This is a genomic window from Klebsiella michiganensis, assembly GCF_002925905.1.
GTDB lineage: Bacteria > Pseudomonadota > Gammaproteobacteria > Enterobacterales > Enterobacteriaceae > Klebsiella > Klebsiella michiganensis.
In genome coordinates, this window is sequence record NZ_PRDB01000001.1 from 135,633 (window position 1) to 149,269 (window position 13,637).

The 13,637-nt window shown below is 56.4% G+C and carries 14 protein-coding genes, 1 tRNA gene and 1 pseudogene; 7 read left to right on the forward strand and 9 right to left on the reverse strand.

Going from position 1 to position 13,637, the window contains the following annotated elements; all coding sequences use genetic code 11:
• Window positions 1–7: 7 nt before the first annotated feature.
• The 7 genes from CDA56_RS00660 to CDA56_RS00685 form a co-directional block, all read right to left on the reverse strand.
• Window positions 8–1,099: a PTS fructose transporter subunit IIC gene (locus tag CDA56_RS00660; protein WP_064406000.1), complete on the reverse strand. Its 1,092-nt coding sequence runs from the start codon at window positions 1,097–1,099 to the stop codon at window positions 8–10.
• 23 nt (window positions 1,100–1,122) lie between these two features.
• Window positions 1,123–1,437, reverse strand: coding sequence for a PTS fructose transporter subunit IIB (locus tag CDA56_RS00665; RefSeq protein ID WP_004126741.1), 315 nt, complete (start codon window positions 1,435–1,437; stop codon window positions 1,123–1,125).
• Between the two features lie 21 nt (window positions 1,438–1,458).
• The gene (locus CDA56_RS00670) at window positions 1,459–1,929 is read right to left on the reverse strand and encodes a PTS sugar transporter subunit IIA (RefSeq protein WP_004126743.1); all 471 of its coding nucleotides are present in this window, start codon (window positions 1,927–1,929) and stop codon (window positions 1,459–1,461) included.
• A 10-nt stretch (window positions 1,930–1,939) separates the two neighbouring features.
• On the reverse strand, window positions 1,940–3,511 hold the full coding sequence (locus CDA56_RS00675) for a BglG family transcription antiterminator (protein WP_032751857.1): 1,572 nt from the start codon (window positions 3,509–3,511) through the stop codon (window positions 1,940–1,942).
• Window positions 3,512–3,770: 259 nt separating this feature from the next.
• Window positions 3,771–4,034, reverse strand: a complete 264-nt coding sequence (locus CDA56_RS30610; protein WP_133163263.1) for a hypothetical protein — start codon at window positions 4,032–4,034, stop codon at window positions 3,771–3,773.
• A 303-nt stretch (window positions 4,035–4,337) separates the two neighbouring features.
• Window positions 4,338–6,656, reverse strand: a complete 2,319-nt coding sequence (gene yicI / locus CDA56_RS00680) for an alpha-xylosidase (RefSeq protein WP_103814449.1) — start codon at window positions 6,654–6,656, stop codon at window positions 4,338–4,340.
• Window positions 6,657–6,669: 13 nt separating this feature from the next.
• On the reverse strand, window positions 6,670–8,064 hold the full coding sequence (locus CDA56_RS00685) for a glycoside-pentoside-hexuronide family transporter (RefSeq protein WP_025107606.1): 1,395 nt from the start codon (window positions 8,062–8,064) through the stop codon (window positions 6,670–6,672).
• A gap of 291 nt (window positions 8,065–8,355) precedes the next feature.
• Here CDA56_RS00685 and CDA56_RS00690 point away from each other — a divergent pair.
• From CDA56_RS00690 to CDA56_RS00700, 3 genes and pseudogenes are all read left to right on the forward strand, one after another.
• Window positions 8,356–8,450: transfer RNA gene (locus CDA56_RS00690), tRNA-Sec, on the forward strand.
• Window positions 8,437–8,742: a SymE family type I addiction module toxin gene (locus CDA56_RS31175; protein ID WP_224243645.1), complete on the forward strand. Its 306-nt coding sequence runs from the start codon at window positions 8,437–8,439 to the stop codon at window positions 8,740–8,742. The genes CDA56_RS00690 and CDA56_RS31175 overlap by 14 nt, the downstream gene beginning before the upstream one ends.
• A gap of 124 nt (window positions 8,743–8,866) precedes the next feature.
• Window positions 8,867–9,178: pseudogene (locus CDA56_RS00700) on the forward strand (virulence RhuM family protein); the annotation flags it as partial.
• Here CDA56_RS00700 and CDA56_RS00705 read toward each other — a convergent pair.
• Entirely contained in the window at window positions 9,172–9,399 is a 228-nt protein-coding gene (locus tag CDA56_RS00705; protein ID WP_224262165.1) for a shikimate kinase, read from the reverse strand. The pseudogene CDA56_RS00700 and the gene CDA56_RS00705 sit on opposite strands and share 7 nt — an antisense overlap.
• A gap of 187 nt (window positions 9,400–9,586) precedes the next feature.
• On the opposite strand from CDA56_RS00705, the gene CDA56_RS00710 reads away from it, so the two are divergent.
• The 4 genes from CDA56_RS00710 (at window position 9,587) to CDA56_RS00725 (ending at window position 12,687) form a co-directional block, all read left to right on the forward strand.
• Window positions 9,587–10,054 (forward strand): DUF3237 domain-containing protein, encoded by a 468-nt coding sequence (locus tag CDA56_RS00710; RefSeq protein ID WP_103814446.1) that lies wholly within the window; start codon window positions 9,587–9,589, stop codon window positions 10,052–10,054.
• A gap of 112 nt (window positions 10,055–10,166) precedes the next feature.
• Complete coding sequence (locus CDA56_RS00715) at window positions 10,167–11,174, forward strand: zinc-binding alcohol dehydrogenase family protein (RefSeq protein WP_048262771.1); 1,008 nt, start codon at window positions 10,167–10,169, stop codon at window positions 11,172–11,174.
• Between the two features lies 1 nt (window position 11,175).
• Entirely contained in the window at window positions 11,176–11,478 is a 303-nt protein-coding gene (locus CDA56_RS00720) for a putative quinol monooxygenase (protein WP_064357607.1), read from the forward strand.
• A 159-nt stretch (window positions 11,479–11,637) separates the two neighbouring features.
• Window positions 11,638–12,687 carry an NAD(P)-dependent alcohol dehydrogenase gene (locus CDA56_RS00725; protein ID WP_103814444.1) on the forward strand — a complete coding sequence of 350 codons (1,050 nt, stop codon included), beginning with the start codon at window positions 11,638–11,640 and terminating at the stop codon, window positions 12,685–12,687.
• Here the strand turns inward: CDA56_RS00725 and CDA56_RS00730 are convergent.
• The gene (locus CDA56_RS00730; RefSeq protein WP_032751845.1) at window positions 12,684–13,637 is read right to left on the reverse strand and encodes a GlxA family transcriptional regulator; all 954 of its coding nucleotides are present in this window, start codon (window positions 13,635–13,637) and stop codon (window positions 12,684–12,686) included. The two genes, CDA56_RS00725 and CDA56_RS00730, sit on opposite strands and share 4 nt — an antisense overlap.

The window sequence follows — 13,637 nt, forward strand, 5'->3', positions numbered from 1 at the left end:
CCTCCGTTTATTCGAGGGTAAAGGTGATTTCGTCGTCTTTGACCTTTTGGTCGTTCAGCTCATCAAACTCTTCATCGCGCTCGGTTACCGGCTTTTTCCACAGCGAGAGCATCACACCGCAAATCACGGTGCCAATCGCCAGAGAGAGGCAGAACAGCAGGGGATGCGTAAAGAGCGGCACCACAAACATTCCACCGTGCGGCACCGGACTCTCCACGCCCCAGGTCATGATCAGGCCACCGGCCACCGCTGACGCCACCACGCAGGATCCCACGACGCGCAGCAGATCGCGGGCGGCGATGGGGATCACCCCTTCGGTGATCATGCAGATCCCCATCGGGAACGCGGCCTTCAGGGCTTCGCGTTCAGCACGGGTATATTTATGGCGGGTCAGCAGGAACGAGAGGGTGATACCGAACGGCGGGATTATCGAACCCACAAACTTCACCGCTTCCGGGCCGTAAACGCCGCTGACCAGCAGACCATCGGCAAACAGCGACATGGTTTTATTCACCGGACCGCCGAAGTCGAAGGTCGCCATAGCGCCAAGGATGGCGCCCAGCAGGAAACGCGAGCCGCCCTGCATCGACTCCAGCAGGTGAATCAGCGCGTCCTGCAGCCAGGCAATGGGCTTGCCGATCAGGGTCATCATCAGCAAACCGCTAATGATGGTGCTTAATACCGGCAGCACCATAATCGGCATCAGCCCCTGCATCGACTTCGGCAGCCGAATATAGTGTTTTAGCGCCAGTACCGTGTAGCCCACGAGGAAGCCGCCCAGCATGCCGCCAATAAAACCGGTATGAATTTGCCCGCAGACAAAACCCACGATCAAACCCGGAGCGAATCCAGGACGATCGGCAATGGAGTAAGCGATAGCGGCGCAGATCAAGGGCACAATCAGCCCCATTCCCCAGCCGCCGATTTGGTTTAACATCCACGGAATGGTGCCGGTTTTCTCGCCAACGTTCGTCCCGCCAAGGACTTGTCCCAGCGCGATACAGATCCCGGCGGCGACGATCAGCGGTATCATCCATGAAATACCGGTTAATAAATGCTTCTTAATTTCCTGTGAGACGGGAATTTTATTCTCACTCATGGTAGATCCCTCCAGATTAAGGATCAGGCATTCGCTAAGGATTTTTCGACCTTTTCGATAAACTGAATCGGCGACTTAATCACGACTTCCGTTTTTACTCTGACAATCCGTTTATTTTTAAAACGCTCTTCGCCTTTAATTTTCACATCAATGGCAAGAATAACGACATCCGCAGCGTCAATATCTTCCGCCGCCAGTTCATTTTCAGTACCAATGGTTCCCTGGGTTTCGACTTTGACATTGTGGCCCAGCGCTTTCGCGCCTTTAATCAGCTTCTCACGTGCAATATAAGTATGAGCAATACCTGCGGTACAGGCAGCAACACAGACAATATTCATCTCGGACTCCGCTAGTTATTGTTAGTAAATGTCCGACTCGGCATATTGGTTAAACAGATCAATAATCCTCTGCGGACTGGTTTCTTTGAGCAGTTGTTCAATAATGTCATCATCCGCCAGCGCTCCGGCGACCTGGGACAACAGGCGAATATGGGTGGTATTTTGATCTTCCAGACGAACGGCAAATAAAATAATGCAGCGTACCTGGCTGCCGTCCAGCGTTTCCCAGGCGATATCCTGCCGGGTGCGACCAATGGCAAGGGTGGTATTAACAACGGCGGACGACTTTCCATGCGGGATCGCAATATGATTTTCAAACCCCGTTGAGCCTTCCGACTCACGCTGCCAGACATCCTGAATAAAGGTTTCTCGACAGCTTATCGCCCCGTCTTTTTGTAATAAGTCGGTTAACTCCTCGATGGCTTCCGCTTTATTCGTAGCGTGCATATCTAACAAAACGCGTTTGGTGTTTAAAATCCTGGTTATGTCCATATTCTTTACCTCATGGATATAAAACTTCATTATCTACAGCAGATATTGCCGCACGATGTAATTTGTCGGTAACGATTTTTTCCGTAACCCGTCGGATATCGGCATCATTAAAAAATGCGCTAACATAGACTACCGGCAAAGCTATTTCCGGCAGATTGATCGTCGAAATAACCAGTTCAATCTTGTCCTGCGGCTGAAGGGTATGCAGGCTGCTTGCCGAAACCACACCGACGATGGTCCAGTCAGGAAACGCTCTCAACACTCTACTTTTCAACAGGTGAGATGTGCCGATTCCGGTAGAACAAACCAGCAGAACTCGCTTGCTGGCGACCTGTCTTTCCATCGCCGCCTGGAAATGAACGGTGAGATAGCCAATCTCGTCGTCGGAAACCGCACGCTCGCCCCAGCGGCTAAAAACCTGATTGACCGCCCGCTGGGTGAGCGGCCACACGTCCGTCAGCTCGCCCTTGATATCCTCAAGCAGAGGGTTACGAATATAAATCCGAAAATTAAGGCGGTTAATGAGCGGCTTGATATGAATGAGCAGACCATCGTATAACGCGCGATCGGCGGTTAAATCGAGATCAATCATGGTGGAAAAAGCGCTAATCAGACGATCGGTAATTTGTCGGGCCTCATCGCTAGAATGCATATAGCGCACCATGCTGACATCATCTCGCTCTTCCACCACAACGCCAGAGGAGATGATGTACTGATAAATAAACCAGACTTCATCTTCCGGCAGCGAATGGTCAATACGGTGTTCAATTTTTCGCAGCATATTCTGAGCAACGCTAAATATCGTCTCATCAAAAATCTGCTGCCCCTGCTCACGCCGCGGTAAGGCATTCCCACGGGTAATGCGATACATCATAATGAGGATATGGGTAAAAATATTCACATAATACGGTTCGCCTAATGACCAGCACAGCTTGCGCTCCATTTCCTGTAATAATGACTGAACAAATAAAACGTCATCCTCACCAAAATAATGCACCAGCGCTTTATAGCTTCCTGAGTCCAGCCGGGAATGGATAATACAGCCGGGCTCATTATGATTAATCACTCCATTAATTAACGACGCCATCGCCTGGCGGACGCTGTTTTCGCTGCCTTCAATATGCGTCCCGCTCTGGCTACGAATCAGCGTTAAGCCGAGCGGAGCAATCCATGACTCAATAATTTTCAGATCATTAACGATAGATGCACTACTGATAAAATAACGCTCAGAGAGCTTATTAATTGATGTCTCCCGCGGAGTCTCACTTAAGAGCTGCGAAGCAATTTTCACGCGCCGGGAGTTATTCATCATGACATCGCTGTCCTCCCCCTCGTTACTAAGTAATTGGTCTAATTGCAGCAGATCCGTGACATTATCAGCGATCAGCATCACGCCGGTACCTGAGCGTTTGTCGATAGTCATTTTCCACTCAGATAACCACTGTTCTAAAAAGCGTAAATCACGCTGAACCGTTTTTTCTGACACATTTAAATATTCAGCAATTTTCAGCAGCGTAACGTATTCTCTGCGGGGCAGGAGAAATTTCAATAATCTGTTCTGTCGTGAGGTAATCATTTGCATTATTTACCCTTATTGCATACCAGATTAATGTCTGGAGGCCAGCGCGATACCACGCGAGCGCTACATAAATCATTGAGGATAAATATAAGTAGCAGAGGCGTAAACAACAATACTAAATTTTGTCCAGACATCCGGACAGAAATAAAACGAAGAGAGGGATTAAGGAATAATTATAATTCAGATCACATTTCAGGAAGAAATATACGTGATAGCGATCTCAATTCATCATAAGAATATACCCGGGAATGGTTAACCGCCTTTAGCCTGACAGCATTCCCGGAGGCGGCGCTTGACGCGCCTTGTCCGGGCTACGGCGTGCAGACGGCTGGAAACAGGTAGCCCGGCTAAGCGCAGCGCGAGCCGGGAAGCAGCTGCGCTGATGCATCAGGTTCGGCACCTTCCCCGGAGGCGGCGCTTGACGCGCCTTGTCCGGGCTACGGCGTGCAGACGGCTGGAAACCTGTAGCCCGGCTAAGCGCAGCGCTAACCGGGAAGCCGCAGCGCTGATGCAGCAGGTTCGGCACCTTCTTCCCGGAGGCGGCGCTTGACGCGCCTTGTCCGGGCTATCGGCGTGCAGACGGCTGGAAACCTGTAGCCCGGCTAAGCACAGCGCGAGCCGGGAAGCAGCTGCGCTGATGCATCAGGTTTGGCACCTTCCCCGGAGGCGGCGCTTGACGCGCCTTGTCCGGGCTACGGCGTGCAGACGGCTGGAAACCTGTAGCCCGACTAAGCGCAGCGCGAGCCGGGAAGCAGCAGCGCTGATGCATCAGGTTTGGCACCTTCCCCGGAGGCGGCGCTTGACGCGCCTTGTCCGGGCTACAAAGCGCTTACAGCGTAATCGTCAACGCATTGCCCTGCGCGGTCACCACCACGCCCAGCTCGCTACCCGCCTGAGCGCCGCCCTGCACGCCCGCCACCTGCTGGATGTTGCGCAGGCACAGCGTCCAGCCGCTGGCCTCGCCGTCACCGCTGACGGTGATGACGTTGCCCTGGCGTTTCGCCGTCAGGGTAAAGACCACCGACCCGTCCGCGGCCGGCACCTGACAGACGGCTTCGCGACCATCGTCGAGGCTAAACAGCTGGAAGGCGGTACCTTCGTTCCACGCGTAGTCTGGCTTCTGATCATTGTTTCCCAGCGCCAGCAGAGTGTTGTCACGCACGTACACCGGCAGGCTCAGCACATCGTGATTCTGCTTATGCCAGCGGCTACCCTGCGCTTCATCGTTATGCCACAGATGGGTCCAGCGGCCTTCCGGCAGCCAGAACTGGACGTCTCCCGCTTCGCTAAACACCGGCGCCACCAGCACGGAATCCCCCAGCATGTACTGCCGATCCAGATAGTCGCAGGCCGGGTCGTGCGGGAACTCCAGCATCATCGAACGCAGCATCGGCGTACCGAACTCATTGGCCAGCGCCGCCTGACGGTACAGATACGGCATCATGCGGCATTTCAGCTGCGTGAAGTGGCGCACCACATCGCAGGACTCGTCATCGTAGGCCCACGGCACGCGATAGGATTTGCTGCCGTGCAGACGGCTGTGGCTCGACAGCAGGCCGAAGGCGCACCAGCGCTTGTAGACGTGGGCGGGCGCGGTGTTTTCGAAGCCGCCGATATCGTGGCTCCAGAACCCAAAGCCGGACATGCCGATCGACAGGCCGCCGCGCAGGCTTTCCGCCATCGATTCATAGTTGGCGTAGCAGTCGCCGCCCCAGTGCACCGGGAACTGCTGTGCGCCCACCGAGGCGGAGCGCGCGAACAGCACCGCTTCTTTCTCGCCGACGGTCTCTTTCAGTACGTTCCACACCAGCTCGTTATAGATGAAGGCGTAGTGGTTGTGCATTTTTTGCGGATCGGAACCATCAAACCACTGCACGTCGGTCGGGATACGCTCGCCGAAGTCGGTCTTGAAGCAGTCAACGCCCATCGCTATCAGGCCTTTCAGCTTGTCGGCATACCACTGGCAGGCTTGCGGATTAGTGAAGTCATAAATCGCCAGGCCCGGCTGCCATTTATCCCACTGCCACAGCGAACCGTCCGGGCGTTTCAGCAGATAGCCTTTCTCCTGCAGCTCTTTAAACACCGGCGAACGCTGGCCGATATAGGGGTTAATCCACACGCAGACCTTCAGCCCTTTCTCTTTCAGGCGCTTAATCATGCCTTCCGGGTCAGGGAAGGTCACCGGATCCCATTCAAAATCGCACCACTGGAAAGCCTTCATCCAGAAGCAGTCAAAGTGGAACACGTGCAGCGGCAGGTTGCGCTCCGCCATGCCATCGATAAAGCTGTTAACCGTCGCTTCATCGTAGTTGGTAGTGAACGAGGTGGTCAGCCACAGGCCGAAAGACCAGGCCGGCGGCAGTGCCGGACGCCCGGTAAACCGGGTATAGCGGTTCAGCACCTCTTTCGGGGTCGGGCCGTCGATAACGAAGTACTCCAGGTATTCACCTTCGACGCTGAACTGCACCTTAGAGACTTTCTCGGAGCCGATTTCGAAAGAGACGCGCTCAGGATGATTCACCAGCACGCCGTAGCCGCGGTTGGTCAGATAGAACGGGATATTTTTGTACGACTGTTCGGTGCTGGTGCCGCCGTCTTCGTTCCAGGTGTCGACCGTCTGGCCGTTGCGCACCAGCGCGGTAAAGCGCTCGCCGAGGCCGTAAACGGTGTCGCCGACGCCGAGATCCAGGCGCTCAAACATATAGTTACGATGCGTTTTCGTATCCTGCACGTAGCCATCGTTTTTCAGCTGGCTACCGGTAATCCGCACGCCGTCGCGCAGGAAATCCAGCGACCAGAAGTCGCCTTTCGTGACGCGCGCGGTCAAATTGCCGCTCTTCAGCTCGGCATACTCAGCGCCGTTGTTAATCTCCACCTTGACGTCTTTCAGCACGTTCAGCGGATAGTGTGGGCCGTTGTTCAGCGCGCCCTGGAAGTGCTCCATGCGTACGCCGATCACCCCTTCCTGCGGAGAGAAGAAGCGCACGGTAAAGAGCGGAACGTCCAGCTGGGCGGCACGCTCGCGCACTTCGCGCGACGCGACGTAGACCACCATGTCGTTGCCCTGTTGCTCAACCTCGTACACCTGTACGGGTTGGATCAGATTGAGCCCTGGTTGAATAAGCCAGTTTCCATCACTGATTTTCATGAATAGCTTCCTCTTAGTTTTGCAATTCTTTGCCTGTCGGCGCTGAAGTGAAGTCGTGTTCGTTGCGGCGCGCGCCCTGAGCCAGCTCCGCCATCATCTTTTTCAGGAACGGGGTTTTCAGGGTGTAGTAGCGTTTCGCGATAACCGCGCTCAGCAGATAACAGACCGCCGGAGCGAGGGTGAACAATGAGATGATGATGGTGATAGTGGCGCTGTTCTGGGTTTTGGCCGCGGCATCGTAACCGCCGCCCGCCAGCATCCAGCCAATCAGCGCGCCGCCCAGCGCCAGGCCCAGCTTGAGCACGAACAGGGTGCCCGCAAAGCTGATACCGGTCAGGCGTTTGCCGTTACACCATTCGCCGTAGTCGACGGTGTCGGACATCATCACCCACTGAATCGGCGTCACCAGCTGGTGCAGCACGCCAATCACGAAGATAAAGGCGAACATGGTGATTTCGGCGTCCATCGGCACGAAGAACATCACTACGCTCAGCGCCGCCAGCAGGGCGTTAGTCCACCAGAAGACGCTGACTTTGCATTTCCAGTCGGTGAGCGGCTTCGCCAGCGCCGAGCCAATCAGGTTGCCGACGCAGTAGGTGGTGAGGAAGGCGGTGAACAGACCCGCGGACCCCATGATCCAGGTGGTGTAATACATCATCGCGCCGCCGCGAACGCAGACCGCGAGGATGTTGAGGATGGTCAGCAGACCAACGACACGCCACTGATCGTTGCGCCAGATATCGCGCAGGTCTTCCCGCATTGAGGTAGAGCTCGGCGGCGCTTCGACGCGCTCTTTGGTGGTGAAGAAGCAAAACGCCAGCATCAGGAAAGCGATCGCCGACAGCACCGCGATGCCGCCCTGAAAGCCAAAGGCTTTGTCTTCGCCGCCGATAAAGTTCACCAGCGGCATCATCAGGACGGTGGAGAGCATGCCGCCCGCCGTCGCCAGCACAAAGCGCCAGGACTGCAGGGAGATACGCTGCGTTGGGTTGTCGGTGATGACCCCGCCCAGCGCGCAGTACGGGATGTTGACCACGGTGTAGAGCAGGGTCAGCAGCGTGTAGGTGACCGCGGCGTAAATCAGCTTGCCGTTATGACTCAGGTCCGGCGAGCTGTAGGCCAGCACGCAGACGAGGCCGAACGGAATCGCGCCGAACAGGATCCACGGGCGGAATTTTCCCCAGCGGCTGCGGGTACGGTCGGCCAGCAGCCCCATGCAGGGGTCGGATATCGCATCCAGCGCGCGGGCCAGCAGGAACATGGTACCGACATAGCCTGCAGGAATACCAAAGATATCGGTATAGAAAAACATCATATACAACATGACGTTATCAAAAATGATATGGCTTGCGGCATCGCCCATGCCGTAGCCAATCTTCTCTTTGACGGACAAAATATGATCTTTCATCGCACACTCTTCTCTCAGCGCTGCCGCGGGTTGGTACCGGTTACATGCTTTGTAACCCATCCGCGCAGTAAGATGAATTGCGATATCTCATAATCAAATTACGTTTCTTGTTTTATGTGATCCCGGTAGCCTGAAAGAGTGTATAAAAGTGTAAGCCACGGATTTTGCAAGGAATTGTTTAAGAAGGTTCTGTAAAGTCCAGTTTTAACAGTAAAAAAGTGCGTTTGGGTATGTGGTTAATGCAGGAAAGTAGCTATAATGCGCCCCGCCTCCATGTAGCAATCGAGGCGCGGAAGATCGTCATCTCCGGTGAGGTGGCTGGACTTCAAATCCAGTTGGGGCCGCCAGCGGTCCCGGGCAGGTTCAACTCCTGTGATCTTCCGCCAGTTCAATCATTTTTATCCATGTGAACTTATCCAGAAAATCAGCCTTTCGGTTCAATACCTTTCGCTTTTAGCGCTTCTCGCCAGCTCTTTAAACCAGCTCGTAAGTCTCACCCTTTCCGGCAAGTGGTTACGCGCAGCGGGGTTCGATACCGGAAAGCGCTTCACGGTTAAGGTAATGGATGGCTGTATTGTGCTGCTGCCGCAGAGCGATAAGGAAGAAATGCTTAAAGCGGAGCTACTGCAAATTCAGCAATCCTTTAAAAGCGTCAACAACACGCTTCATCTCGTCTGACGCCCGGACATGTTCGCCTTCTGGATAGCCGCTCCCAAATGACGCCGGGTTAATCGTCCGTCTAATGAAATTTATGCTCTTCTGACATACTATGCGAACCAAAGCAGGTTAACCCGGAGGCTATATGGCAAATGAACATTTAACTTCGCCCCCAATAGGTGAATTCGTTATGTTTGCCAGCGGTGATGGGAAAGTACGCGTAGAATGCCGCTTTGAAAGCGATACGCTTTGTCTCCCTCAGGCATCCATCGCAAATCTTTATCAGATCACTCCCCAGGCAGTTACACAGCACATTAAAGCGATCTATGAAGAAGAAGAACTTGATCAAAACGCAACCTGTAAGTCTTACTTACAAGTTCAACAGGAAGGTCGTCGCCAGGTAAGCCGCAACCGGCTTCACTACAGCCTGCAAGTCATCCTTGCCGTTGGCTATCGCTTTTCATGCGGATTCTCCGCCAGCAGGCGAGAGCATAGCGCGGCGTTCTCACGCACATAGCGCTCGTATCCATCGCGCTGAATATATTGGCGAATATTTAAAATCTGCTCGCAAAATTCGCTATCGAGATCGATAAACCGGTAGCTCATCGCCTGCGCCAGCAGCGCTCCAACCGTGCTTTTTCCCACCCCGCCGGGGCCAATCAGAAATAGCGTATTCATCTTTATTCCTCGCGTCCGTGTGAAAGCATTATGTCAGCAGAATACGCCAAATAATGCCGCGATCGCGGCCGTTTTTTGTTCACTTTCATCTCCCCAGCCAATCATTTCCATCCAATGTTTGCGTTATTCCCTTCATCTTTAAATCCTTACACTAACGGGATAACGTGGCTTAGAAAGGAGACCAATGATGACACCCGAACTCGAACACAGCTTCTCTATCACCATTCAGGTAGACAAACCGGTCATCGTCTCCCGCAGCCCGCAGAGCGGGAAACGTCAGCTGATCCCAATCCTCAGCGGAACCGTACGCGGTGAGCTTAACGGCCACGTCTTACCCGGCGGCGTCGACAGCCAGATCGTCGAACCTGACGGCACCTGCCGCCTCTCCGCCCGCTATGCATTACACGTGGAAGAAGGCACCGTATACATCGAAAACAACGGCATTCGCCGCCTACCCGAAGAGTACATAGAGCGTCTTTTCGGCGACGATATGCGCTTTTTTAGCGATATTCCGCCGGAAGATATCTATTTTCTTACCGTACCGACTTTTGAAGTGGATGTGCCTGCGCTGCGCTGGCTCACAACCTCGCTGTTTATCTGTTCCGGCGGCCGCACGCAGGACGGCGTGATGCTCGATTTTTATCGCGTCCGCTGATTTTCACTTTTTCAATATAACTGTTATCGCCGTCGGGCCATTTTTCCCCCGCGTGCCGCGGTCTATCCTCAATACATTCAAACGATGAACCTTATTCAAAACCGGAGAGTGTATGAAAGCGATCGCCATTACCCGCGCGGCGGCAGAAGGCAGCAATATTCCTTTTTTAACCGACATCGAGCTGCCGCAGCCGGTTGCCGAGGGACATGACCTGCTGGTTGAAGTGAAGGCTATTTCCGTCAACCCGGTGGATACCAAAGTCCGCGCCGGGTTTAACGCCGATACCCCGCGCGTGCTGGGCTGGGACGCGGTGGGCGTGGTGAAAGCCGTCGGCAGCGCGGTGACGCTGTTCGCCGCGGGAGATGAAGTGTGGTACGCCGGCGCGCTGGGCCGTCCTGGCAGCAACAGCGAGTTTCAGTTAGTGGATGAGCGCATCGTCGCCCGCAAACCGCGTTCTCTGGATAATGCCGCCGCCGCCGCGCTGCCGCTCACCGCCATTACCGCCTGGGAGCTGCTGTTCCACCGTCTTGGCGTAGAGGAAGGCGGCAACGCGGGCGACACGCTGCTGATCGTCGGCGCGGCGGGCGGCGTCGGTTCGATACTGACCCAGCTCGCCAGCAAGCTCACCGGTATGACGGTCATTGGCACCGCCTCGCGTCCGGAAAGCCAGAAATGGGTACGGGAAGCGGGCGCGCATCATGTTATCGATCACAGCAAACCGCTCGCCGAAGAGCTGGCGCGGATTGGCGTCAAAGCGGTGACCCACGTCGCCAGCCTGACCAATACCGACCAGCACTATCCGCAGCTGATCGCCGCTCTCGCACCGCAGGGCAAGCTGGCGCTCATTGACGACCCGGAAACCCTCGACGTGGTGCCGCTGAAGGCGAAAAGCATCTCCCTGCACTGGGAATTTATGTTTACCCGCTCGATGTTCGCGACGCCGGACATGATCGCCCAGCATCAGCTGCTGACCCGCGTGGCGGCGCTGATAGACGACAACACCATTAAGACCACCCTCGGCGAGCACTACGGCGCCATCACCGCCGCCAATCTGCAAAAAGCGCACGCGCAGCTGGAAACCGGGCGCTCGGTGGGCAAAATCGTGCTGGAGGGTTTTTAAGATGAGCGGCGAGGCGATTTCATTTATCGCGGTGCTGACGGCGAAACCGGGCCACAGCGACGCGCTGCGCCAGGCCCTGCAGGCGCTGCTGCTGCCGACGCGTCAGGAGCCAGGCAACCTCGATTACGCCCTGTTTCAGCTGCGCGATGCGCCGGATACGTTCTATATGCGCGAATCCTGGCGCAATCAGGAAGCGCTGGACGCGCATATCGCCCTGCCTCACTTCCAGGATTTTATTGCGCAGATGGATAGCCTGCTTGCCGGGCCGCTGCGGCTGGATTATCTTACGCCCGTCGCGCCCTGATATTTTCTACATTCCATTTGCAGGGGTGAGCCTATCTTTAACCCTTTGAGCTCTCCCCCACCCATCGCGCCTCAACCAGGCTACGCTTGATCCTGCCGCTCAAAAAACGCTCTCCCCCCTCCGTTTTATTCAACGCCGTTATGTAGAAGAGGTTTTGCTATGCAGATCAACGCTATTGGAACGAACTCGGCCAGCCAGCCGTTGGGGTCTATGGCCATCACCCGCCGCGAACCGGGGCCGGACGATGTGCAGATCGCCATTGATTATTGCGGCGTCTGCCACTCGGATGTACACCAGGCCCGCTCCGAGTGGGCAGGGACGCTCTATCCCTGCGTGCCGGGCCATGAAATCGTCGGCCGGGTGACCGCTGTAGGCAGCCGGGTCTCCGGCCACGCCGTTGGCGATCTGGTGGGCGTCGGCTGTATGGTCGACAGCTGTAAAGAGTGCGAGGAGTGCCGGGACGGGCTGGAAAACTATTGCGATCGTATGGTGCTCACCTATAACGGCCCGACGCAGGACGCGCCCGGCCACACGCTCGGCGGTTACTCCCAGCAGATCGTTGTGCATCAGCGCTACGTGCTGCGCGTCCGCCATCCCAAAGAGCAGCTGGCCGCCGTCGCGCCGCTGCTGTGCGCGGGCATCACGACTTACTCGCCGCTACGCCACTGGAACGTCGGACCGGGCAAAAAAGTCGGCATCGTGGGCATTGGCGGGCTGGGGCATATGGGCATCAAGTTGGCCCACGCCATGGGCGCCCACGTGGTGGCCTTTACCACCTCGGAATCCAAGCGTGACGCGGCGCGGGAGCTGGGCGCGGACGAAGTGGTGGTCTCGCGCAACGAAAACGAAATGGCCGCCCACCTGAAGAGCTTCGACTTCATACTCAACACCGTGGCGGCGCCGCATAACCTCGATGCCTTCACCACCCTGCTCAAACGCGACGGCACCATGACGCTGGTGGGCGCGCCCGCCACGCCGCATCCCTCGCCGGAAGTGTTTAATCTGATCTTCCGCCGCCGGTCAATTGCCGGGTCGATGATCGGCGGCATCCCGGAAACCCAGGAGATGCTCGATTTCTGCGCCGAGCACGGTATCGTCGCTGATATTGAACTGATTCGCGGCGACCAGATTAACGAGGCCTGGGAGCGGATGATTAAAGGCGACGTGAAATACCGCTTCGTCATCGACAGCGCCACGCTCGGCAGCTAAGCCCCGCGACGAAAAGTGCGCCGCCACTCCGCCGGGCTGACGCCAAAGCGCGCTTTAAACTGCTGGCGCCAGGTTACGGCGGAGCGATAGCCCACTTCCTCCGCCACCTGCCCGACCGGTAAATCCCCGGCCTCCAGCAGGATCTGGCTGCGCCGCAGGCGCTCGGCGGCCAGCCAGTCGGCGATGCCCATGCCGGTCGCTTTGGCGAAATGGCGGGTCAGGGTTCGGCGGCTCATCGCCGCCACCTGCGCCAGCGAGTCGAGATTATGCGGTTCGCGGATGTGCTGCTGGAGATACTCAAGCAGGCCGTTTATCCGCGCGTCGCGGGTGTTTTTGGGTACCGGCTGAGCGATAAACTGCGCCTGGCCGCCCTCACGGTGCGGCGGGACGATCATCCGCCGGGCGATCTGATTGGCGACAAGGCTGCCAAAACGCTGGCGAATGAGATACAGACAGCAGTCGAGCGCCGCCGCGGTGCCCGCCGAGGTGATAATCCCCTCATCGTCAACGTACAGCGCGTTGATATCCAGCCGCACCTGTGGAAACAGGCGCTGAAAATCCTGCTCAAACTCCCAGTGGGTCGCCGCGCGCCTGTCGTCCAGCAGCCCGGCGTAGCCGAGTACAAACGCCCCGAGGCACAGGCCGACGATCTGCGCACCGTTATTGCGCGCGCGAACCAGGCCGTCAAGCAGCGGCTGCGGTGGGCGCTGATTCACCGCCCCCCAGTAAGGCACCACCACGATATCCGCCTGCGCCAGGAGGGAAAAATCGCCGCTGGCGTTCAGCGCGAAGCCGTCGCGGGCGCTGAGCAGCCCCGGCCGTTCGGCGCAAATATGCAGGTTAAAGCGTTTGGTTTCCGAGACCGTATCGCCAAACAGCATACAGGGCACCGAGTAGTGAAACGGGCTAAACCCGTCCACCGCCACAATCGCCACTTCCGTGAGTTTCAT

What these genes read in the sequence shown, in the direction of transcription:
- CDA56_RS00660 (WP_064406000.1), bottom strand. Translation starts at nt 1,099, where the DNA reads ATGAGTGAGAATAAAATTCCCGTCTCACAGGAAATTAAGAAGCATTTA.
- CDA56_RS00665 (WP_004126741.1), bottom strand. Translation starts at nt 1,437, where the DNA reads ATGAATATTGTCTGTGTTGCTGCCTGTACCGCAGGTATTGCTCATACT.
- CDA56_RS00670 (WP_004126743.1), bottom strand. Translation starts at nt 1,929, where the DNA reads ATGGACATAACCAGGATTTTAAACACCAAACGCGTTTTGTTAGATATG.
- CDA56_RS00675 (WP_032751857.1), bottom strand. Translation starts at nt 3,511, where the DNA reads ATGCAAATGATTACCTCACGACAGAACAGATTATTGAAATTTCTCCTG.
- yicI (WP_103814449.1), bottom strand. Translation starts at nt 6,656, where the DNA reads ATGAAAATCAGTGATGGAAACTGGCTTATTCAACCAGGGCTCAATCTG.
- CDA56_RS00685 (WP_025107606.1), bottom strand. Translation starts at nt 8,064, where the DNA reads ATGAAAGATCATATTTTGTCCGTCAAAGAGAAGATTGGCTACGGCATG.
- CDA56_RS00705 (WP_224262165.1), bottom strand. Translation starts at nt 9,399, where the DNA reads ATGAATACGCTATTTCTGATTGGCCCCGGCGGGGTGGGAAAAAGCACG.
- CDA56_RS00710 (WP_103814446.1), top strand. Translation starts at nt 9,587, where the DNA reads ATGACACCCGAACTCGAACACAGCTTCTCTATCACCATTCAGGTAGAC.
- CDA56_RS00715 (WP_048262771.1), top strand. Translation starts at nt 10,167, where the DNA reads ATGAAAGCGATCGCCATTACCCGCGCGGCGGCAGAAGGCAGCAATATT.
- CDA56_RS00720 (WP_064357607.1), top strand. Translation starts at nt 11,176, where the DNA reads ATGAGCGGCGAGGCGATTTCATTTATCGCGGTGCTGACGGCGAAACCG.
- CDA56_RS00725 (WP_103814444.1), top strand. Translation starts at nt 11,638, where the DNA reads ATGCAGATCAACGCTATTGGAACGAACTCGGCCAGCCAGCCGTTGGGG.
- CDA56_RS00730 (WP_032751845.1), bottom strand. Translation starts at nt 13,637, where the DNA reads ATGAAACTCACGGAAGTGGCGATTGTGGCGGTGGACGGGTTTAGCCCG.